The 19,373-nt window shown below is 70.6% G+C and carries 21 protein-coding genes; 9 read left to right on the forward strand and 12 right to left on the reverse strand.

The window, feature by feature from the left end; translation table 11 throughout:
* The 4 genes from ABD120_RS24105 to ABD120_RS24120 form a co-directional block, all read right to left on the reverse strand.
* The coding region (locus tag ABD120_RS24105) for a GAF domain-containing protein (RefSeq protein ID WP_343952289.1) at nt 1-713 on the reverse strand (713 nt) is incomplete at its 3' end.
* Between the two features lie 33 nt (nt 714-746).
* Complete coding sequence (locus tag ABD120_RS24110) at nt 747-1,091, reverse strand: response regulator (RefSeq protein ID WP_343952290.1); 345 nt, start codon at nt 1,089-1,091, stop codon at nt 747-749.
* A gap of 41 nt (nt 1,092-1,132) precedes the next feature.
* Nucleotides 1,133-2,665 (reverse strand): amino acid permease, encoded by a 1,533-nt coding sequence (locus ABD120_RS24115; protein WP_343952291.1) that lies wholly within the window; start codon nt 2,663-2,665, stop codon nt 1,133-1,135.
* Nucleotides 2,666-2,730: 65 nt separating this feature from the next.
* Complete coding sequence (locus ABD120_RS24120) at nt 2,731-3,096, reverse strand: ribosomal maturation YjgA family protein (RefSeq protein WP_343952292.1); 366 nt, start codon at nt 3,094-3,096, stop codon at nt 2,731-2,733.
* A gap of 23 nt (nt 3,097-3,119) precedes the next feature.
* On the opposite strand from ABD120_RS24120, the gene ABD120_RS24125 reads away from it, so the two are divergent.
* The 6 genes from ABD120_RS24125 (at nt 3,120) to ABD120_RS24150 (ending at nt 10,542) form a co-directional block, all read left to right on the forward strand.
* Entirely contained in the window at nt 3,120-4,754 is a 1,635-nt protein-coding gene (locus ABD120_RS24125; protein ID WP_343952293.1) for an ABC-F family ATP-binding cassette domain-containing protein, read from the forward strand.
* A gap of 110 nt (nt 4,755-4,864) precedes the next feature.
* On the forward strand, nt 4,865-6,670 hold the full coding sequence (locus ABD120_RS24130; protein WP_343952294.1) for an ABC transporter substrate-binding protein: 1,806 nt from the start codon (nt 4,865-4,867) through the stop codon (nt 6,668-6,670).
* Nucleotides 6,667-7,713 carry an ABC transporter permease gene (locus ABD120_RS24135; RefSeq protein ID WP_343952295.1) on the forward strand — a complete coding sequence of 349 codons (1,047 nt, stop codon included), beginning with the start codon at nt 6,667-6,669 and terminating at the stop codon, nt 7,711-7,713. Before ABD120_RS24130 ends, ABD120_RS24135 begins: the two co-directional genes overlap by 4 nt.
* Nucleotides 7,710-8,582: an ABC transporter permease gene (locus tag ABD120_RS24140; protein ID WP_343952296.1), complete on the forward strand. Its 873-nt coding sequence runs from the start codon at nt 7,710-7,712 to the stop codon at nt 8,580-8,582. Before ABD120_RS24135 ends, ABD120_RS24140 begins: the two co-directional genes overlap by 4 nt.
* Entirely contained in the window at nt 8,579-9,553 is a 975-nt protein-coding gene (locus ABD120_RS24145) for an ABC transporter ATP-binding protein (protein WP_343952297.1), read from the forward strand. The genes ABD120_RS24140 and ABD120_RS24145 overlap by 4 nt, the downstream gene beginning before the upstream one ends.
* Nucleotides 9,550-10,542 (forward strand): ABC transporter ATP-binding protein, encoded by a 993-nt coding sequence (locus ABD120_RS24150; protein WP_343952299.1) that lies wholly within the window; start codon nt 9,550-9,552, stop codon nt 10,540-10,542. The genes ABD120_RS24145 and ABD120_RS24150 overlap by 4 nt, the downstream gene beginning before the upstream one ends.
* Here ABD120_RS24150 and ABD120_RS24155 read toward each other — a convergent pair.
* The 4 genes from ABD120_RS24155 to ABD120_RS24170 all read right to left on the reverse strand — a co-directional run bounded on the left by ABD120_RS24155 (nt 10,533) and on the right by ABD120_RS24170 (nt 13,572).
* Entirely contained in the window at nt 10,533-11,831 is a 1,299-nt protein-coding gene (locus ABD120_RS24155) for an SMI1/KNR4 family protein (protein WP_343952300.1), read from the reverse strand. The two genes, ABD120_RS24150 and ABD120_RS24155, sit on opposite strands and share 10 nt — an antisense overlap.
* Nucleotides 11,832-11,975: 144 nt before the next feature.
* Nucleotides 11,976-12,614 carry a maleylpyruvate isomerase N-terminal domain-containing protein gene (locus tag ABD120_RS24160; protein ID WP_343952301.1) on the reverse strand — a complete coding sequence of 213 codons (639 nt, stop codon included), beginning with the start codon at nt 12,612-12,614 and terminating at the stop codon, nt 11,976-11,978.
* A gap of 20 nt (nt 12,615-12,634) precedes the next feature.
* Complete coding sequence (locus ABD120_RS24165; RefSeq protein WP_343952303.1) at nt 12,635-12,949, reverse strand: DMT family transporter; 315 nt, start codon at nt 12,947-12,949, stop codon at nt 12,635-12,637.
* The gene (locus ABD120_RS24170) at nt 12,946-13,572 is read right to left on the reverse strand and encodes an FMN-dependent NADH-azoreductase (RefSeq protein ID WP_343952304.1); all 627 of its coding nucleotides are present in this window, start codon (nt 13,570-13,572) and stop codon (nt 12,946-12,948) included. The genes ABD120_RS24165 and ABD120_RS24170 overlap by 4 nt, the downstream gene beginning before the upstream one ends.
* A 65-nt stretch (nt 13,573-13,637) precedes the next feature.
* On the opposite strand from ABD120_RS24170, the gene ABD120_RS24175 reads away from it, so the two are divergent.
* Nucleotides 13,638-14,198, forward strand: coding sequence for a TetR/AcrR family transcriptional regulator (locus ABD120_RS24175; RefSeq protein ID WP_343952305.1), 561 nt, complete (start codon nt 13,638-13,640; stop codon nt 14,196-14,198).
* Here ABD120_RS24175 and ABD120_RS24180 read toward each other — a convergent pair.
* Nucleotides 14,167-14,889 carry a nucleotidyltransferase gene (locus ABD120_RS24180; RefSeq protein WP_343952306.1) on the reverse strand — a complete coding sequence of 241 codons (723 nt, stop codon included), beginning with the start codon at nt 14,887-14,889 and terminating at the stop codon, nt 14,167-14,169. The genes ABD120_RS24175 and ABD120_RS24180 overlap by 32 nt on opposite strands.
* A gap of 9 nt (nt 14,890-14,898) precedes the next feature.
* On the opposite strand from ABD120_RS24180, the gene ABD120_RS24185 reads away from it, so the two are divergent.
* Nucleotides 14,899-15,714, forward strand: a complete 816-nt coding sequence (locus ABD120_RS24185) for an SDR family NAD(P)-dependent oxidoreductase (RefSeq protein ID WP_343952307.1) — start codon at nt 14,899-14,901, stop codon at nt 15,712-15,714.
* On the opposite strand, the gene ABD120_RS24190 is transcribed toward ABD120_RS24185, so the two are convergent.
* Nucleotides 15,701-16,639, reverse strand: a complete 939-nt coding sequence (locus ABD120_RS24190; protein WP_343952308.1) for a ribose-phosphate diphosphokinase — start codon at nt 16,637-16,639, stop codon at nt 15,701-15,703. The genes ABD120_RS24185 and ABD120_RS24190 overlap by 14 nt on opposite strands.
* Nucleotides 16,640-16,708: 69 nt before the next feature.
* Between ABD120_RS24190 and ABD120_RS24195 the strand changes: the two genes are divergently transcribed.
* Complete coding sequence (locus ABD120_RS24195; protein ID WP_343952309.1) at nt 16,709-17,740, forward strand: AI-2E family transporter; 1,032 nt, start codon at nt 16,709-16,711, stop codon at nt 17,738-17,740.
* A gap of 269 nt (nt 17,741-18,009) precedes the next feature.
* On the opposite strand, the gene ABD120_RS24200 is transcribed toward ABD120_RS24195, so the two are convergent.
* Nucleotides 18,010-18,444, reverse strand: a complete 435-nt coding sequence (locus tag ABD120_RS24200) for an ester cyclase (RefSeq protein WP_343952310.1) — start codon at nt 18,442-18,444, stop codon at nt 18,010-18,012.
* Nucleotides 18,445-18,663: 219 nt separating this feature from the next.
* Entirely contained in the window at nt 18,664-19,302 is a 639-nt protein-coding gene (locus ABD120_RS24205; RefSeq protein ID WP_343952311.1) for an HAD family hydrolase, read from the reverse strand.
* Nucleotides 19,303-19,373 lie beyond the last annotated feature (71 nt).

A 19,373-nucleotide genomic window follows, 5' to 3' on the forward strand; every position in this document is an offset into this window, starting at 1 on the left:
ATCCCCGTCACGTCGGCGCCCAGCAACTGCCCGACCTCGGCGGCCACGGCGGCGAACACCTCCTCCGGCGGCATCCCCGTGGCGACCAGGGTCGCCACGCGCCGCAGCGCCGCCTGATCGTCGGCGAAGCAGAGCAGTTGGTCCTGCTTCAACTCGGCCGAGACGGAGACCGTGACCAGTTCGCCGAACTCGGCGAGTAGTGTCTCGGCGGACGCCGGGAGCGACCGCCCGGCGGAGACCAGAAGGACCCCCCACACCCGGTCCCCGACCTCGATCGGCACGCCGGCCACCGAGCGGTCGGCCGAGCCCCGGGGGTTCATGGGCGGGCCCGCGATCGGATCGGCGCCGCCGCTCTCGTCGGCCCGCGCCGGACGGCCCGTCCGCCACACCAGCGCGGCGACGTTCTTCCCGTCGGCGGGCGTCCGGGTGCCGACGGGAACGGGGGTGAGGCCGTCCGGGCCGCTCCAGGCGCCCAGCACGGTCATGGTGCCGTCCGCCTCGTACCGGTTCAGAACCGCGAGATCCACTCCGAGCAGCCGCCCGGCCTCCGCGGTGGTGGTGGTGAACACCTCGTCGGTCGCCGCCCCTTGGGCGACCAGCGTCGCGACCCGCCGCAGCGCCCCCTGCTCGTCGGCGATCCGATCACTTGTCCAGGCAGTCGTCTGGGTCTCCGTTTCCAGCAGGGCCCCACGCCACCGCCCGACGAACCTCACCGTTCCCAGCCTCTGCCCGCCGGGGCGGGCCCGTCAAGTGCTGAGCAGGTCGCGGATCGCCGCACAGGACAGCCCGGACTTCGGCAGGAAGCCGATCGCCCGGCTCGCCTCGACGAGTTGGGCGAGGTCGGCGCCGTCCTGGGTGGAGATCATGATGACGGGGACGCCGTCCAGCAGGGCGGCCACGTCGAAGCCGCTCTCCTCGCGCAGCCCGACGTCGACCAGGACCACGTCGGGCCGCAGTTCCTCGGTCAGGGCCACCGCCTCGGCCCCGGTCGTGGCCATGCCCACGATCCGGGCGCCCTGCAGCTCCAGCAACCGGCTCGCGGCCTGCAGAAACCGCCGGCTGTCGTCGACGATCAAGCAGTGCAACTCCACAGCCTCAGGCTGCCACCGCTCGCGGCGGCCAAACATTCCGGCTAGCTGGAAGATCCGTACGGCTGCTCCACGACGCTCTCCTCGACCGTACGGCGCGGCCCCGTGAACCACTTGCGAGCCGACAGCACCCACCACAGGCCGATCGCCACCAGCACCACGCCGACGGCGATCGGCGCGTAGTTGACGGCCGTCCAGGTGAACTCCGCGTCGCCGGGCACCCCGGCGGGCACGAACGGCAGCACGAAGTAGACGCAGACGACGGCGATCTCGATCACCGCGATCCAGCACATGACCTTGTACTTCCGCCCGAGCGTCCACGGCCCCGGGACGAACCGGTCGCCCATGCGCAGCCGCAGCCAGATCGGGATGATGAAGGCCAGGTACAACCCGATGACCGCGATCGACACCACGGCGTAGAAGGCCACCGGCGTGGTGGTTCCGGGAGGTGCGTAGAGCGCGGGCAGGGTCAGCAGGGCGGCGACCGCGCACCCGGCGAGGGTGGCGTTGACCGGCGTGCGGTTGCGGTCCACGCGCGACCACAGCCGCCAGCCGGGTACGGCGCCGTCGCGGGAGAACGCGTAGGTCATCCGCGACATCGAGGTCACGCAGCTCATCCCGCAGAAGAACTGGCCGATCGCGGAGATCGCGAAGATCGCCGTCGCCAGGTTGCCCGGCAGCGCCGAGTCGAAGATGGCCCCGACGAATCCGCCGCCCTCGTTGACCGCCGCCACGTCCGTCGCCGCGAACAGGAAGGCCAGCAGCAGGATCCACCCGCCGATCGCGGAGAAGAAGATCGACTGCCACAGCCCCCTGGCGGCGGCCGTGGCGGCGCCCTTGGTCTCCTCCGAGACGTGCGCGCAGGCGTCGAACCCGGTGATCGTGTACTGCGTGAGCAGGAAGCCGAGCGGCAGCACGTAGAACCAGTAGGAGGAGTCGGCGAACCCGGAGTTGTTGACCGTCTCGGTGAAGACGAAGCCGAACGACTGGTGGCTGTCGGGGCCGAAGGCGAGGATGGCCACGATGATCGCGGCGCCGAACACGTGCCACCAGACCGACACGTTCTGCAGCACCGAGATCAGCCGGTGGCTGAAGATGTTGATCAGGGCGTGCAGCAGCAGGACCACCACGAAGATCGTGAACGTGGTGCCGAGGGAGACCTGGAGCCCGAAGAAGCGGTTGAGCGTGATGTTGAGGAAGGTCGCCGCGCCGTAGTCGACGGAGGCGGTGACGGCGACGAGGCCGATGAGGTTGAGCCAGCCGGTGAACCAGCCGTGCACGGGCCTGCCCATCTTCGCCGCCCACCAGTAGATGCCACCGGCGGTGGGATAGGCGGAGACGAGTTCGGCCATGCACAGGCCGATGATCAGGATGAAGACCGAGATGATCGGCCAGCCCCAGGAGATGGCGACCGGCCCGCCGTTGTTCCACGCCTGGCCGAAGGTGGTGAAGCAGCCGGCCAGGATCGAGATGATGGAGAAGGAGATGGCGAAGTTGGAGAAACCGCTCCAGGTTCGGGCGAGTTCCTGCTTGTAACCCAGTTCGGCGAGTCGTCGCGAATCCTCGTCCACGGTCATGAGGTCTCCTCATGGGGGGTTCCTTGGTCTTACGTCTAGACCGATTCCCCGCCGTGGACAAGCGGTTACAGCCGAGTTTCGCGCCCGTCATCCCGGCGAGGCAACAGTGAGTGGAACCCAGTGGCCAGCAGGGCGCCGACGGCGTACCAGAGGAGGTCGGCCGGGTTGAAGGTGCTGCCCAGCACCGGGCGCAGGACGGCGGGGATCGAAAGGAGCTGGGCGAACTCGATCGCCCAGCTCAGGCCGCCCGCGACCAGCGCGACCGCCCAAGGGCGCGCGGACGGGCGGACCAGAACCGCGAGCCAGTACAGCAGCACCGTGTAGAGCGCGTCGCCGGCGTGGTCGGCGAACGCGCCGTCGAAGAACGCCCGCACCCCCAGCCCCGCCGCGACGGTGACGGCGGCTGCCGATATCGAGATGAGCCGGGGCATCCCGCGAGACTACAGTGGCGAGGATGAGCGCGACGATGGTGGTGAAGGGGCTGTCCGCAGGTCACGGGGAGCGGATGCTGTTCTCCGGCCTCGACCTGGTGGTCTCCCCCGGTGACGTGGTCGGGCTCGTCGGGGCCAACGGCGCGGGCAAGTCCACTCTGCTGCGGCTGCTGGCGGGCCTCGACCGGCCGGAGGAGGGCCGCATCACGCTGGCCCCCGTGACCGCCACCGTCGGCCACCTGCCGCAGGAGCCGGAGCGCCGGCCCGGCGAGAGCGTCGCCGGGTTCCTCGGCCGCCGCACCGGCGTGACGCGCGCGCAGCACGACCTCGACGCGGCCACGCAGGCGATCGTCGAGCAGGCGGCGGGCGCCGACGACGCCTACAGCCTGGCGCTGGAGCGGTGGCTCGCGCTCGGCGGCGCCGACCTTCAGGAACGCGCCGAGGAGGTGGCCGCCGACCTCGGCCTCGCGGTCGGCCTCGACCAGCCGATGACCTCGCTGTCCGGCGGCCAGGCCGCGCGGGCGGGCCTGGCGTCGCTGCTGCTCAGCCGCTACGACCTGTTCCTGCTGGACGAGCCCACCAACGACCTCGACCTCGACGGGCTCGACCGGCTGGAGAGGTTCGTCACCGGGCTGCGGGCGGGCACCGTGCTGGTCAGTCACGACCGGGAGTTCCTCGCCAGGACCGTCTCCAGGGTGCTCGAACTCGATCTCGCCCAGCAGCAGGTCAACCTGTTCGGCGGCGGCTACCAGTCCTACCTCGACGAACGCGAGCTGGCCCGCAGGCACGCCCGCGAGGCGTACGAGGAGTACGCCGACACCCGAGCCCAGCTGGAGGCCCGCGCCCGCATGCAGCGGGCCTGGGCCGACAAGGGCGTCAAGAACGCAAGACGCAAGCAGAGCGACCCCGACAAGTTCGTGCGCAACTTCCGCATCGACTCGGCGGAGAAACAGGCCGCGAAGGCCAAGCAGACCGACCGGATGCTGGAGCGCCTGGAGGTGGTCGACGAGCCGCGCAAGGAGTGGGAACTGCGCATGGAGATCGCGGCGGCGCCCCGCTCCGGCACGGTCGTGGCGACGCTGCGCGAGGCGGTGGTCAGGCGTGGGGCCTTCACCCTGGGCCCGGTCGACCTGGAGATCGGCTGGGCCGACCGGGTGGCGATCACCGGCGCCAACGGCTCGGGCAAGACGACGCTGCTCGGCGCGCTGCTCGGCCGGATCCCGCTCGACGGCGGGCACGGCGCGCTCGGCCCCGGCGTGGTCGTGGGCGAGGTCGACCAGGCGCGCGGGCTGTTCGCGGGGGAGGAGCCGCTGATCGAGGCGTTCGCCCGCGAGGCCGCGCTGGTGCCGGGCGAGGCGCGCACGGTCCTCGCGAAGTTCGGCCTGCGCGCGGTGCACGTGCTGCGCTCGGCGGCCACGCTGTCACCGGGCGAGCGCACCCGGGCGGCGCTGGCCCTGCTCCAGGCGCGCGGGGTCAACCTGCTGGTGCTGGACGAGCCCACCAACCACCTCGACCTGCCCGCCATCGAGCAGCTCGAATCGGCGCTGGCGAGCTACGAGGGCACACTGCTGCTCGTGACCCACGACCGCCGGATGCTGGAAGCCGTGCAGGTAGATCGCCGTCTGGGGGTGGTTCACGGCACAGTCGTTGAAAATTAACACCGCGTATGGAAACGAGAGTGAAACAATTCTCCGCCACTCGTTGACACGCGACCGCGCAATGGTGTGCCCTCCTCTACAGGAAACCCCCGCCTGAAGGTGAGGCACACATGAGGAAATTGCTAGCGCGACTGTCCGCGCTGGGCGTGGCTATGGTTATAGCAGGTCAGGGGCAGGTGGCGCTCGCGCAGGAGCCTGCGGCGGGGAAGAAGGTCGTACGCGTCGGCGCAACTCAGGCGATGGACTCGATGAACCCCTTCCTCGGTGTCCGGCTCATCTCCACGTCGATCTTCCGATGGAGCTTCGGCTTCCTCGCGGTCCCCGACTCCAAGACCCTGCAGCCCAGTCCCGACCTGGCCGAGTCGTGGACCTCCAGTCCCGACGGCCTCACCTGGACCTTCAAGATCCGGCAGACCAAGTGGTCGGACGGCAAGCCCGTCACGGCCGAGGACGCCGCCTGGACGTTCAACAAGATCATGACGGACGAGGCGGCCAAGACCGCCAACGGCCCGGCCGTCGAGAACTTCGAGAGCGTGACCGCCTCCGGCCAGGACCTCACGATCAAGTTGAAGGCCCCGCAGGCGTCCATCCTGGAGAACCCCATCCCGATCATGCCCAAGCATGTCTGGGAGGGCGTCACGGACCTCGCCGCCTTCGACGCCGAGAAGTACCCGGCCGTCGCCAACGGCCCGTTCATCCCGGTCGAGCATAAGAAGGATCAGTTCGTCAAGCTCAAGGCCAACCCCGACTACTGGCGGGGCAAGCCGAAGATCGACGAGCTGCAGGTCATCTTCTACGACAACCCGGCAGCCGCGATCGTGGGCCTGAAGAAGGGCGACATCGACCTCATCGGCCGGCTCGCGCCCGCCGACTTCCAGGCGCTCGGCGGCGACCCCAACATCGAGCAGTGGAACAAGCAGGGCCGCCGTGCGGCGTACCTGCAGATCAACCACGGCGCCACCACCACCGACGGCAAGCCGGTCGGCGACGGCCACCCGGCGCTGAAGGACCCGAAGGTGCGCACCGCGCTCCACCACGCCATCGACAAGGCCAAGCTCGTCGCCGACGTGCAGAACGGCCTGGCCAAGGTCGCCGACGGCTCGATCGTGCCGCCCATGTACACGGACTTCTTCTGGGAGGCCGCGGGCCAGGACAAGATCTCCTACGACCCGGCCGCGGCCAACAAGATCCTCGACGACGCGGGGTACAAGAAGGGCGCCGACGGCATCCGCACCACGCCGGACGGCAAGCGCAAGCTGGAGTTCCGCTTCAGCATCCACACCGACACCCCCGTCGAGGAGAAGCTGGCCGAGCACCTCACCGGCTTCCTCAAGGAGATCGGCATCACGCTGACCACCAAGCGGCTGGACTCCAGCAAGTTCACCGAGGAGACCGGCGTCACCGCCCTGTTCGACATCGCCATCAGCGGCTGGTCGGTCAACCCCGACCCCGAGGAGGTCTTCGCGACCCACCTGTGCAGCCGCAGGCCGACGGCCTCCGGCGAGGGCGGCGGCACCGAGTCGTTCTTCTGCGACGACGAGTTCGAGAAGCTGTACCAGGACCAGCTGAAGGAACTCGACCGGCCCAAGCGCGCCGAGCTCATCAAGCAGATGCAGAAGGAGCTCTACACCGACGCCCCGGTGATCGCCCTCTACTACCCGAACGACCTTGAGGGCTACCGCAAGGACCGCATCACCAGCGTCACCTCGATCCCCGAGGGCGACGGCATCATCTACGGCGGCACCGGCTACTGGCCCTTCTACACCCTCGACGCCAAGGCCAGCGCCCCGGCGGGTGAGGCGGGCGGCTCCAACACCGGGCTCATCATCGGCATCATCGCCGGAGTGGTGGTCCTGGGCGGCGTCGGCGTCCTCGTGGCAAGGCGGCGCAAGGGCGCCGCGGACGAGCGCGAATGACAGCTCCGCTCGACACGACCGAGCCCGTCGCCGACCAGGCGGCGGGCTCCGGCTCCGCCCGAGGCGGCACGCTGCGCTACGCGGCCGTCAAGCTCGGCGGGGCGCTGCTCAGCATCGCCATGGTCATCATGGGGACGTTCTTCCTGTTCCGTATGCTGCCCGGCGACCCGGTCCGCGCCCTCGCACAGGGCCGCAACATGACCCCGGACCAACTCGACCTCGAACGGCGCAGGCTCGGCCTCGACAAGCCGCTCCTGGAACAGTTCGCCGACTTCGTCGCCGGCACCCTCCGGCTCGACCTCGGCACCTCCTACGAGTACAAGCGGCCGGTGCTCGACCTCATCCTCGAACGCCTGCCCGCCACCATCCTGCTCGCGGGCACCGCCCTGGTGGTCGCGGTCGGCCTCGGCGTCTGGCAGGGCACCAAGGCGGGCTGGCGGCCCGGCGGGCGCTTCGACCGCTTCAGCACCGGCACCTCGCTGATCTTCTGGTCGGTGCCGACGTTCTGGCTCGGCCTGCTGCTGCTCATGGTCTTCGGCAGCGGCATCGGCCCGATCCCCGGCATCTTCCCCACCCGGGGCATCGAGAGCGTGGACGCGCCAGACGGCTTCGCCTACGTGCTCGACGTCGCCATGCACATGGTGCTGCCGGTCCTCACCATGGTCGGCGTCGTCTACGCCCAGTACCTTCTGGTCATGCGCTCGTCGCTGCTCGACGAACTCGGCCAGGACTACATCACCACCGCGCGGGCCAAGGGCCTGCGCGACGACGAGGTACGGCGCCGCCACGCCGTCCCCAACGCGCTGCTGCCCACCGTCACGCTGGTCTTCATGCGCATCGGCTTCGTCGTCGGCGGCGCGGTCACGGTGGAGGCCATCTTCACCTGGCCGGGCCTCGGCCAGCTGTTCTACCGGGCGATCAAGGTGCCCGACTTCACCCTGATGCAGGGCACCTTCATGCTGCTGTGCGTCTCGGTGATCCTCATGAACACCCTGGCCGACGTGGTCTACCACGTGCTCGACCCGAGAGTGAGGTCGGCATGACGACCATGGCCTGGACCCGCAGGAGGATGGCGGCGGGCCGGTTCTGGAACCAGTTCCGCAAGCAGCGGGCCGGGGTCGCCGGCCTGACGCTCCTGGTGGTCGCCGCCGTGCTGGCGGTGCTCGCGCCGGTCTTCCTCGACGAGGACGTGACCAGCGTCGTCGAGGGCACCGGGCAGAAGTTCGCCGCCCCCGGCGTGGACGGCCTGCTCGGCACCGACGAGTCCGGGCGCTCGATCCTGGAACTCATCTGGTGGGGCGCGGGCACCTCGCTGCTCATCGGCTTCCTCGCCGCCGTGCTCGCCATGGTGATCGGCACCCTGGTCGGCATCGTCGCCGGGCACTTCAGAGGCTGGTTCGGCGCGCTGCTGATGCGGCTCACCGACTGGTTCCTGGTGCTGCCGTCGCTCGTGACCGCGCTGGTGCTGGCGGCCATCCTGGGCGGCAGCATGGTCACGATCATCGTGGCCATCGGCGTCACCGCGTGGCCCTCGACGGCCCGCCTGATCCGCGCGCAGACGCTGGCGGTGGAGGCCAGGCCGTACATCGAGAGGTCGAAGGCCCTCGGCGCCGGGCACTGGCACATCATGTCGCGGCACGTGCTGCCGAACGTCGCGCCGCTGCTGCTGGCCAGCACCACCCTGGAGGTGGCCAGCGCCATCGTCACCGAGTCCACGCTCGCCTTCCTCGGCGTGAGCTCCGACAAGACGTCGTGGGGCACGATGCTGCGCGGCTCGTACGACTGGAACGCCGCCTCCAACGGCGCCTGGTGGTACATCCTCATCCCCGGCCTGTGCATCGTCGCCGTCGTGATGGCCTTCACGCTGGTCGGCCGGGCTCTGGAAGTCGTGCTGAACCCGAGGTTGCGATGAGCCTGCTCGAACTGGACGACGTCTCCGTCACCTACCGGATCGCCTCCGGTGAGGTGCCCGCCGTACGCGGTGTCTCGCTGAAGCTGGAGGCCGGGTCGGCGCTCGGCGTCGCGGGCGAGTCGGGTTCCGGCAAGTCCACGCTGGCGATGGCGCTCATGCGGCTGCTGCCCGCCGACGCCCGGGTGGGCGGGCGCATCCTGCTCGGCGGCGAGGACGTGCTCGCCATGAAGTGGGGCCGCCTGCGGGCGGTCCGCTGGGCCGAGGCGTCCATCGTCTTCCAGGGCGCCCAGCACGGGCTCAACCCGGTACGCCGGATCGGCGACCAGATCGCCGAACCGATGCTGGTGCACGGCCTGGCCAAGCCGGACGTCGCGCGCAAGCGGGTCGCCGAACTGCTCGACCAGGTGGGCCTGCCCGCGTGGCGGGCGCGCAGCTACCCGCACGAGTTGTCGGGCGGGCAGCGCCAGCGCATCATGATCGCGATGGCGCTGGCCTGCGAGCCCCGGCTGATCATCGCCGACGAGCCGACGACCGCGCTCGACGTGATGGTCCAGGCCCAGGTGCTCACGCTGATCAAGGACCTGGTTGCCCAGCGCGGCATCTCCCTGATCATGATCTCCCACGACCTGTCGGTGCTGGCCGACGTCTGCGGTCGGCTCGCCGTCATGTACGCGGGCCGCATCGTCGAGAACGGCCCCTCCCACGAGGTCTTCCGCGACGCCAGGCACCCGTACAGCAAGGCGCTCGCGGCGGCCTTCCCGACCGTGGGCGACCCCCTGTCGCGCATGGCGCCCAAGGGGCTCGGCGGCGACCCGCCCGACCCCATGCACCTGCCGTCCGGCTGCGCCTTCCACCCGCGCTGCCCGATCAAGGCGGACGGGTGCGACACGCTCGACGTGGAGCTGTGGCCGGTCGGCGAGCGCCGTACGGCCGCGTGCGTGCACGTCCGCACCGAGCTGGAGGGTTCATGACCGAGACGCAGGCGCCCGTGCCGGCGGCGCAGACGGCCGCCCCCACCCTGCTGGAGGCCCGCGACCTGCACGTGGAGTTCGCCGCGCGCGGCCGCCGGGCCCGTGCGGTCGACGGGGTCAACCTGGCCGTCGGCGCCGGCGAGATCATCGCGCTCGTGGGCGAGTCCGGCTGCGGCAAGACCACGCTCGCGCGCACGCTGCTCGGCCTGGAGCGGCCCACCTCGGGCACGGTCCTGTACGGCGGCGCCCCCCTCGCCTACGGCTCCCGCGCGCTCAAGACCTACCGCCGCGACGTGCAACTCGTGCTGCAGGACCCGATGGGCTCGCTCAACCCCCGCCACACCGTCTACGAGGCGGTGGCGGAGGGCCCGCGCATCCACGGCCTGCCCGACGAGGAGCAGGTCGTCGCCGAGGCGCTGTCCCGGGCGGGACTCCGTCCGCCCGAGCGGTTCTTCCTCCGCTACCCGCACGAGCTGTCCGGCGGGCAGCGCCAGCGGGTGGTGATCGCGGGCGCGCTCGCGCTGAACCCGAAGGTGCTGATCGCCGACGAGCCGGTGGCCTCGCTCGACGCCTCGGTGCGGGGCGAGATCCTGGCCCTGATGCTGCGGCTGCGCGCGGACCTCGGCCTGTCGGCCCTGGTCGTCACCCACGACCTGGGCCTGGCGTGGAACATCGCCGACCGGGTCGCGGTGATGTACCTCGGCCGGATCGTCGAGTCAGGGCCGGTCGAGGAGGTGCTGACGGCGCCCCGGCATCCGTACACGCAGGCGCTCATGTCGGTACTGCCCGAGTCGCCCGAGCGGGTGGTCCTCACCGGTGAGCCGCCGGACCCGACCCGGATCCCGGGCGGGTGCCGCTTCCACGCCCGCTGCCAGGTGCTCGCCTCGGGGCGGGCCGAGGAGGCGGGGGTGGCGCAGCGGTGCCGTACCGAACCGCTCCCGGTGCTGCCGTCGGTGCAGACGGCGCAGGCCGCCTGCCACTACGGATAACCCCACTCCAGTACGCCCGAGCGCACGGAGGGCGGTGAGTCCCGCAAGGGCTCGCCGCTCTCCAGCGAGTCGGCCACGTCCTCCAGGAACGCGGCGTAAGACCGCCAGCCGGCGTGTCCGCCGAACAAGATGCCCTCCTCGTGGAAGAACTCACCGACTCTGCCGTCGCGGCCGACCACTAGGCTGTTGCCGCTGCCGTCCCGGGTGAACGGCACGACGTCGCCGTGCCACCAGTGGCCCTCCGGATCGACGTACTTCCTCGGATGCTCGTCCGGTGCCACGGAGCCTTCCAGGGTGATCTTGCACCGCCCCCGCCAGTCGCCGACGATCGTGTCGAGGCCGATGGGCTCGTACAGCCACCACAGCGTGAACCCCCCGCCGTCGTGGCGCAGCAGCGACGCCTTCAGCTCGTCCGGGAAGGTCAGCGCCATGGCGGCCTCCGCACGCGCGATGGCCTGCGGTGAGGCGGGCGGGTTCAGCTGCCGGTGGGACCTCGGCGCTTTGTCGGCCATCCAGCGTTCGATCCGGCGCCAGGCGGCCCCGACGCGACGGGTCGCCGCGGCCTTGGGCGGGCGGACGACGGGAGTGCGCGGGGTGGGGTTGCAGCCGATGGGTTCTACAGCGGGTGGCGTCTCCTCGTGTTCGACCGAGGGGGGTGGCGAAGTCGCCACCGGTTCGCCCTCCTGGGCCACCAGGGCGAACACCACCGCCGCCTCCAGGATCGCGGCCAGGGCCAGGACGACGGTGACGACGCGCACCGACCTGGAGCGCCAGAACCTCCCGAACCTCCTGCCGACCTTGGCGGGCAGCGGGTCGCGTTCCCGCAGTCCCGCCCGCGTGGCCAGGATCACCAGCCCCAGGACGGTGACCAGTCGCAGGACGTCGAACGGGCGGTGGACCAGCATCTCTTGCCAGCTCAATGCCGTGGTCAGCATTGGTTCGGCGAGCAGGAACCCGAGCGTCAGCCCGCCGAGCAGGAACTGGCCGCGGGCCGTTCCCGGACGGCAGGCGAGCACCGCGAGCACACACACCACGACCCACCCGACGAACTGGAGGGTGTCGTCGGCGGGGGCGATGGCGTAGGCGGGCGCCGCGTCGTACGGCAAGATCACCCCGAAGACGACCTCGTCGGCGGGTGGCGTGATGACCCACTCCCCGCCCCACTCCGGGTAGGCGCGGTCGGCGGGAGCCGCGACCAGGCACCGTTCGATCCAGTTCCCCAGCCTCTCGACGGGGAGCCAGGCCACGTAGACGAGCGTGGTGAGAAACCACCATAAGTTCGCACGCACCCGGCGGACCCTACCGGAAGGCGGCGACATTCTCCGCCCGCCCACCCGGGCCCGCCCCGTGACCCGCTCGACCGTGTCCCCGGGGTGTCGCCGAAGGCCGGCCAGTGGGCGGCGTCCGCGTGGAGGGGCGGGCGGTTCGACGGGTCAGAAGGCGCTGATCGTGCTCGGGGCGCGTTCGGTGCGGCTCAGGGCGCGGATCACCGCCGTTGCCCCGTGGCGGTGGACGGCCAGGCGGGCCAGCAGATCGACCACCGGCTCGATGACCTCGGGCTGGAACTCCGGGGTCGCCAGCCCCACGCTGCTGGCCAGGTCGTCGCAGTGGACGACGATCTCCATCAGCCGGGTGAGCAGGAAGTCGTCCAGGGTCAGCGCCCACCCGGCCCACGGCAGTTTCACCGCCCGGTCGGCGGGCTCGGCGGGGAGCGCCTTGGTCAGCCGCCTGAGCACGTCGCCCAGCCGTTCGGCCAAGGCGGCCGGGCCGCAGGCGGCGATGGACTCGCCGCCCTGCCTGATGGACACGTTGCTCTCGTGGTCGAGCCCCGCCTCGACCCACGGCGACTCGACGTAGTGCTGGAGGAGGGAGATCGGCTGGCCCGGCCGCTCGTCGTCGGCCAGCACCTGCTCCACGCGGACGAGCTGGTTGCCGAGATGGCCCGCGAGACCGCCGACGGTGAACTCGGTCAGCGCGCTCGGCCGCGACCAGGCGAGGCCGACCTTGGGGTTGTGCATCAGCGCTACCGCCGATGTGGCGGCCAGCACGTACGCCGTCCGGATCTCAGCCATGTGCGGACCCTTTCAGGAGGTTAGGACGCTGCTCGGGCCAACACTATCCCGCCGACGATCAGCCCCAGGGCGCCGATCCGGAGCCAGGACAGCGGGTCGCCGTCGAGGACGACGCCGAGGGCGATCGCGCCGACGGCGCCGATCCCGGTGAAGACCGCGTAGGCCGTGCCGACGGGGATGGTGTTCATCGCGATCGACAGCAGCCACACGGCGAGGGCCATCAGCAGCAGGCTGATCACGGTGGGGATCGGGCGGGTGAAGTTCTGGGTGGGTTTGATGCTCTGCGACCAGGCCACCTCGACCAGTCCGGCGAGCATGAGGACGAGCCAGTTCATCGTGCCGCCGCCTTGAGCGCGGCTTGACGGGACCGCTCGTGCTCCTCGCGCCGGTGCGCCAGGGCGGGGTCGATCAGGGAGTTGGCGAGTTCGGTGGTGATGAAGGTGATGTCGTCCACGGCGAAGTGGCCGGCGACGAAGTCGCGCAGGAAGCGCTCCTGGTGGTCGACGGGCTCGCGCGGCGTCCCCGGGCCGTAGGCGCCGCCTCTGGCGGCGGTCACGACGAAGGAGCGGCCCTTCAGCGACATCTTCGGGAAGGTGATCTGGTCCAGCCACGCCTTCAGCGACGACGGGATCGAGTAGTTGTACATCGGGGTGCCGATGAGCACGGTGTCGGCGGCCACCACCTCGTCGAGCAGCGGGCGCACGATCTCCCACGCCTTGCGCCGGGCGGGGGTGCGGGCGGCTTCGCCGTACCGGGAGATGTCGGTGATCTCGTGGGACATGACGTGGTCGGACAGTTCGGTCCATGCCTCGGTGATGTGGGGGACGGGGTTCGCGGCGAGGTCGCGGTAGACGTATCCGGCGTCCGGGTGGGCGGCACGCCAGGTGTCGGCGTAGACGCGGGACAACTCGCGGGAGAACGACGTGCGGCGGGCGCTGGCGTCGAGGTGGAGCAGCATGGTCTCTCCTTCAAGTGGACACTATGTCCGCTTAAACGGACATGTCGTCCGGATATATTCCGGGTATGGAGAGAGCAGACGCCGCCCGCAACCGGGCCCGCATCCTGGCCGCCGCGGAGGACCTGTTCAGGACCCGTCCGCCGCAGGAGGTGACCATGGACGACATCGCCAGGGCGGCGGGCGTCGGGCGCGGCACCCTGTACCGGCGCTACCCCGACCGGGCCGCCATCGCCACCGCGCTCCTCGACGCGCACGAGAGCGCGCTCCAGGAGAAACTGCTGCGCGGCGCGCCGCCGCTCGGGCCCGGCGCGCCGCCCGCCGAGCGTCTCGCCGCCTTCTACGCCGCCTTCGCCGACCTGCTCGACGACCACGTCGACCTGGTGCTCGGGACGGAGGTCGGCCACTCACGCTTCACCACCGGTGCGTACGGCTTCTGGCGGGCGCACGTGCGCTCCCTGGTCGTCGCCTCCGGCGCATCGGACCCCGACGCGCTCGTGGACGTCCTGCTGGCCCCGCTCGCCCCCGACGTGTACGCCTATCAGCGGCGCGAGCGCGGCCTGCCGAAGGAACGGGTCGTCGCCGCGCTGGCCGGGCTCAGCGCGCTGCTCGGCCCAGCACCTCGGTGATCGCGTGGCGGACGAAGGACCTGGCCAGCACCGCCCGGCCGGCCCGCCCCAGCGCCGGGGCGGCGGTGCCGTACCGGCGGGCTCTGATGTCTGCCACCACGCTCGACGGCGCGCCCATGGCGTCGAGCACGTCGAACGCCTCCCGCTTGGTGATCAGGCGGCCGTCGCCCAGCGTCACCGCCGCCCTGGCCACGGTGATCAGTCCGAGATCGACCCAGACGTCCTGCAGCCAGCGCTGGAACCCGTCGGTCTTGGCCAGCCAGAACTCCTCAAGGTCGGCCCGCACGAACGCCGACAGCTCCGCGTCGCTCACCTCGGGCAGCAGCTCCGCCACCGGCGCGCCGAACAGCTCCACCGGCGCCGTGTGCAGTTCGCGGCGGGTCACCGGCGTGACCGGACGGCGGAACAACTCGCCGTGCGCGCAGGTGAGGTGGTGGGCGCCGGGATCGCCGAGATCGTCGTTCGGCAGGTAGGAGCAGTGCAGGCGCCCCGGATAGCCCCGATGGATCTCCTCCAGCAGGCTCTGGTCGGCGATCGGCCCGTCGACCACGGCGATCAGATCGAGGTCGCTCCGCCCCTCCTGGTAGTCGCCCGCGCCGAGCGAACCGTGCGCCCACAACGCGATCAGGGGTACGGCGGGCCGCACCTCACCCAGAAAACTCGTTAGCAGCAAATCCGTGTCGCTGTGCATGATGAGACAATGATCAACCTAGGAGTACAGGAAAGGGTAGCCCTTCTGACCGGCGGAAACCAGGGAATCGGGGCCGCCACGGCCTTCGCCCTCGCCGTCCAGGGAGTGAAGGTCTTCATCACCTACAAACGCCTCGAACCGCTGGCCCACGCCGCCTACCCCGACGCCTACGACCGGGATCGGGCCGATACCGCCGAGGGGGTCGTGGCGCGGATCAGGCAGGCGGGCGGCGTGGCGTCCGCCGCCGAGGCCGACCTGGCCGACCCTGAGACGCCGGGCAGGCTGTTCGACCTGGCCGAGCAGGCGCTGGGCCCGGTCGAGATCCTCGTCAACAACGCCAGCGGCTGGCTCGCCGACACCTTCGCGCCCCGGGAGGCCGACGATCTCGGCCGTCCGCTGCGGCAGGTGGACGCGGCGAGCCACGACCACCAGTTCGCCGTGGACACCCGGGCGCCCGCGCTGCTGATCGCCGAGTTCGCCCGCCGCCACCTCAAGCGCGGATCCACCTGGGGCCGCATCGTCGGCCTCACCTCGGAAGGCCGCAACGGCTTCCCCGGCGAGGTCTCGTACGGCGCCGCCAAGAGCGCCCAGGAGAGTTACACGATCTCGGCGGCCCGCGAACTCGGGAAGTACGGCATCACCGCCAACATGGTCCACCCGCCGGTCACCGACACCGGCTGGATCAAGAAGGAGGACGAGCCGATGCTGCGCGGGCTCAGCCCGCTCGACCACATCGCCCGCCCGGAGGACGTGGCCGACGTGGTCGCCTTCCTCGTCTCCGAGCAGGCCCGATGTGTGACGGCTCAGGTGATCAAGATGTCGTGAACAGGGTGCTGACCGACTCGCCGTCGTGGATGCGGCGCATCGCCTCCGCCATGGCGGGCGCGATGGACAGCACGGTCAGCTTGCCGTCGGACTTGGTGCCGGGCACCGTGTTGGTGCAGACGATCTCCTCGATCTCGGGGATCGCGCTGAGCCGTTCGACGGCGCCGCTGGAGAACAGCCCGTGTGTGCACGCCACCCGTACCGACCTGGCGCCGCGCTCCCGCAGCCGCTCCAGCAGTTCGATGACGGTGGTGCCCTTGGCGATCTCGTCGTCCAGGACGATGACGTCCTTGCCCGTGACGTCGCCGATGACCGAGCCGATCACCACGCGGTCGTCGCTGAAGCGCTGCTTGGCGCCCATGGCGACGCCGGTGCCGAGCAGGCGGGCGAACGCGGCGGCCTCCTTCGCGTTGCCGAGGTCGGGGGAGACCACCACGGTTTCCGACAGGTCGAGGCGCCGGAAGTACGCGGCGAGTTCGCGCAGCGCGTGCAGATGGTCGACGGGCACGCTGAAGAAGCCGTGGACCTGCGGCGAGTGCAGCGTCATCGTGAGCACCCGGCTCGCCCCGGCCGCCACCATCAGGTCGGCCACCAGCCGGGCGCCGATGGAGATGCGCGGGGCGTCCTTCTTGTCGCTTCTGGCATATGCGTAGTGGGGAAGGACGGCGGTGATCCGGGCCGCCGACGCCCCGCGGGCCGCGTCGAGCATCAGCAGCAGCTCGACCAGGTGCTCCTGCACAGGCGGCACCAGCGGCTGGATCAGGAACACGTCCCGCTCGCGGCAGTTGGCCTGGAGCTGGACTTCGAGCACGTCGTTGGCGAAACGCCGCAACCGGACCGGGTGGAGCGGGGTGCCGAGATGGGCGCAGATCTCCTCAGCGAGTTCTGGGTGGGCACTACCGCTGAACACAGTGATGTCTCGCACGGGGGTCACCCTAGCCGAGCGGCGCGTTGACCTCCGGCGGCGGTCCGATGGTGACATAGCGTATCCGTCATGTCACAGCTCTCCGTCGGCCTGCGGCTGCTGATCGGGCTGGCCGCCGCCGTGATCGCCCTGGCCGGGATCAAGGAGATGAGCGCCATCGCCGGGCCCGCGTTCCTGGCGCTGACGCTGACGATCGCGGTCAGCCCGCTGCGGACCTGGCTGGCGCGCAAGGGGGCGCCGTGGGCGGTGACGACGTTCGTGCCGTTGCTGACGGTGATCGTGGTGTTGGGAGCGCTGGCACTGGCGCTGGTGGCGGCGCTGGCACAGCTGACCGCGATCCTGCCGACTTACGCGGATAAATACCGGCAAATGGTGGCGGAGGGGAGCGCGTGGTTGTCCTCCCTCGGCATCACCCCGGAACAGACCAAGCAGGTCCTGTCCAAGCTCGACGTGGGGCAACTCGCGCAGGCGGCGCAGGGGGTGCTCACCGGACTGCTCGGCGCGGTGACCGCGACGGCGGTGATCGTGATGCTGCTGTTCGGGATGGCGCTGGACGCCGGGTACGTGCGCGCGGCGCTCAGGCGGCTGCCGTCCTCGCCGATGGCGGCGGCACTGTCCGGCTTCGCCAAGGACACCTGCAACTACCTGATCGTGTCCACGGTGTTCGGGCTGATCGTGGCGGTGCTGGACGGCGTGGCGCTGTGGCTGCTCGGCGTGCCGCTGCCGGTGTTGTGGGGGCTGCTGGCGTTCATCACCAACTACATCCCGAACATCGGGTTCGTCATCGGGCTGGTGCCGCCCGCGCTGCTGGCGCTGCTGTCGTCGGGGCCGTCGACGATGATCTGGGTCATCCTGGTCTACTGCGTGCTGAACTTCGTGATCCAGTCGCTGATCCAGCCGAGGTTCGTGGGGGTGTCGGCAGGGCTCTCGACGACGCTGACGATGGTGTCGCTGCTGGTGTGGGCGTATGTGCTGGGCGCGCTGGGGGCCATCCTGGCGGTGCCGCTGAGCGCCTTCGCCCGCGCGGTCCTGGTGGACTCCGACCCGAGAACCCGCTGGGCGTCGTCGCTGGTGGCCGGCCGCGACCTCCCTCCGCGCTAGCGATCAGTGCATTCTTCCCTTACGGCCCAGCCGCCCCCACCGCCTCCCGCCGTCCCGTGCTGACGGCCTCTCCGAGCGCCCCTCGTCTCACCGCCGTCTCGCCGCGACGCCGCACTGCCGGCGGCCCGGTCGGGTGGTCAACGGGGCGTTGTGGCGGTGGGCCGGGGTGTGAGAGGAGTGGCGCTCGGAGAGGCCCTGTGCGCAGGTCGGTGGGCGGTGGTGGGGGCGGCTTCGCCGTGACGGAGAGAAGAGATCTTGAATGTGCCGAGTCACAGATAGACCGGCGGCTCGTCCATCAGGCCGAGTTGTTCGAGCATGTCGGCCGGGTCCCAGTACTGCCGGAAGTCGGCCACCTGGCCGCCCGTGACCTGGGCGAAGACGGCGCCGCGCAGTTCGAGGCGGCGGCCGGTCGGCTCGATCTCCAGTTCGTCGTCGAGCCGCAGCGGTCCCGTGTGCCGGGCCGTCAGCCGCCACTCCGCGGCCACCTGGCCGCTCGGGAGCTGCATCGGCTGGACGGCGACGGTGATCTCGGACAGCGCCCCGCCCCGGGTGATCGCCTCGGCGATCAGGTCCTCGACGGAGGCGATGTCCTCACCGGCGCTCCAGCCCACGACGTCCGGAGCGTAGTACTCCTTGATCGCGGCGGTGTCGCCGGTGGCGGAGGCGGTGATCGCCCGGCACAGGACTTCGGTAGCGGTAGCCATAGCTGGGTTCTTATCCCGATATTCACCAAGAGTGACCGTGCTGCGGCCAAAATCGATGCATGCCGGTCGCCGGGGTGTTTGTCCGTGCTGTCGGGATGAGGTATTCGCCCTGCCCGCCGAGCTTCCCGCTCGCCTGCCGGGGTCCGGTGCGACACTTCGGCGGTAAAGGCCGAATCTCGGTATTCCCTACCGGAGCACTTCCATGGTCTTTGTGGTGATTTAGGAGAGTATGTCGGGCGTCAAGGCGGCCAGTGAGGGGAGTGTCCGCCATGCCAGGTCGAGGGCGTCGGAGGCGGGCGGATAGGCCGGGTGGGGGATCGCCACGACGCGCATCCCGGCCGCGTGCGCCGAGCGGAGCCCGTTGCTGGAGTCCTCGACGGCAACGCAGCGCTCGGGCGCGACGCCGAGTTTGCGCGCCGCCTCCAGGTAACCGTCCGGTGCTGGCTTGCCCTTGGCGACCTCCTCGGTCGAGACGGTGGCGGTGAAGTGCGCGCCGAGGCCGGTCTCGGCGAGCACCGCGTCGATCAGCGCGCGGGGCGACGAACTCGCCAGCCCCAGCGGCACCCGCCCGGCGAGACGCGCGACGGCCGCGACGGCGCCTGGCATGAGCGGGACACCCCGGTGATACCGGGCCTTCATCTGCTGAATCACCCCGTCGGCGATCCGCTCCGGCGACAGGGAGACACCGAGCTCGTGCAGGTACTCGGCCCACTCGCCGGTGCTCATGCCCATGAGCCGCGCCTGCGTGTCGGACTGCCAGTGGCCGCCGTGCTCGGCCACGAACGCCCGCCGCACCTCCTCCCACACCGGCTCGGAATCGACCAGCACCCCATCAAGATCAAAAACACAAGCATCCATACACCCCACCCAACCACCCCACCCTCCGACAAGGCCCACCGCAGTGGCGCGCTTCGCGCGAGAGAAGTCCA

It is taken from the genome of Nonomuraea longicatena, assembly GCF_039525605.1.
In the GTDB taxonomy this organism is placed as follows: domain Bacteria; phylum Actinomycetota; class Actinomycetes; order Streptosporangiales; family Streptosporangiaceae; genus Nonomuraea; species Nonomuraea longicatena.

Excerpts from the sequence above, each read along its gene's own strand:
- ABD120_RS24165 (WP_343952303.1), bottom strand. The coding sequence starts at position 12,949 with ATGAACTGGCTCGTCCTCATGCTCGCCGGACTGGTCGAGGTGGCCTGG.
- ABD120_RS24140 (WP_343952296.1), top strand. The coding sequence starts at position 7,710 with ATGACGACCATGGCCTGGACCCGCAGGAGGATGGCGGCGGGCCGGTTC.
- ABD120_RS24135 (WP_343952295.1), top strand. The coding sequence starts at position 6,667 with ATGACAGCTCCGCTCGACACGACCGAGCCCGTCGCCGACCAGGCGGCG.
- ABD120_RS24175 (WP_343952305.1), top strand. The coding sequence starts at position 13,638 with ATGGAGAGAGCAGACGCCGCCCGCAACCGGGCCCGCATCCTGGCCGCC.
- ABD120_RS24195 (WP_343952309.1), top strand. The coding sequence starts at position 16,709 with ATGTCACAGCTCTCCGTCGGCCTGCGGCTGCTGATCGGGCTGGCCGCC.
- ABD120_RS24180 (WP_343952306.1), bottom strand. The coding sequence starts at position 14,889 with ATGCACAGCGACACGGATTTGCTGCTAACGAGTTTTCTGGGTGAGGTG.
- ABD120_RS24115 (WP_343952291.1), bottom strand. The coding sequence starts at position 2,665 with ATGACCGTGGACGAGGATTCGCGACGACTCGCCGAACTGGGTTACAAG.
- ABD120_RS24125 (WP_343952293.1), top strand. The coding sequence starts at position 3,120 with ATGAGCGCGACGATGGTGGTGAAGGGGCTGTCCGCAGGTCACGGGGAG.
- ABD120_RS24150 (WP_343952299.1), top strand. The coding sequence starts at position 9,550 with ATGACCGAGACGCAGGCGCCCGTGCCGGCGGCGCAGACGGCCGCCCCC.
- ABD120_RS24205 (WP_343952311.1), bottom strand. The coding sequence starts at position 19,302 with ATGGATGCTTGTGTTTTTGATCTTGATGGGGTGCTGGTCGATTCCGAG.
- ABD120_RS24145 (WP_343952297.1), top strand. The coding sequence starts at position 8,579 with ATGAGCCTGCTCGAACTGGACGACGTCTCCGTCACCTACCGGATCGCC.
- ABD120_RS24160 (WP_343952301.1), bottom strand. The coding sequence starts at position 12,614 with ATGGCTGAGATCCGGACGGCGTACGTGCTGGCCGCCACATCGGCGGTA.
- ABD120_RS24120 (WP_343952292.1), bottom strand. The coding sequence starts at position 3,096 with ATGCCCCGGCTCATCTCGATATCGGCAGCCGCCGTCACCGTCGCGGCG.
- ABD120_RS24185 (WP_343952307.1), top strand. The coding sequence starts at position 14,899 with ATGATCAACCTAGGAGTACAGGAAAGGGTAGCCCTTCTGACCGGCGGA.
- ABD120_RS24200 (WP_343952310.1), bottom strand. The coding sequence starts at position 18,444 with ATGGCTACCGCTACCGAAGTCCTGTGCCGGGCGATCACCGCCTCCGCC.
- ABD120_RS24130 (WP_343952294.1), top strand. The coding sequence starts at position 4,865 with ATGAGGAAATTGCTAGCGCGACTGTCCGCGCTGGGCGTGGCTATGGTT.
- ABD120_RS24170 (WP_343952304.1), bottom strand. The coding sequence starts at position 13,572 with ATGCTGCTCCACCTCGACGCCAGCGCCCGCCGCACGTCGTTCTCCCGC.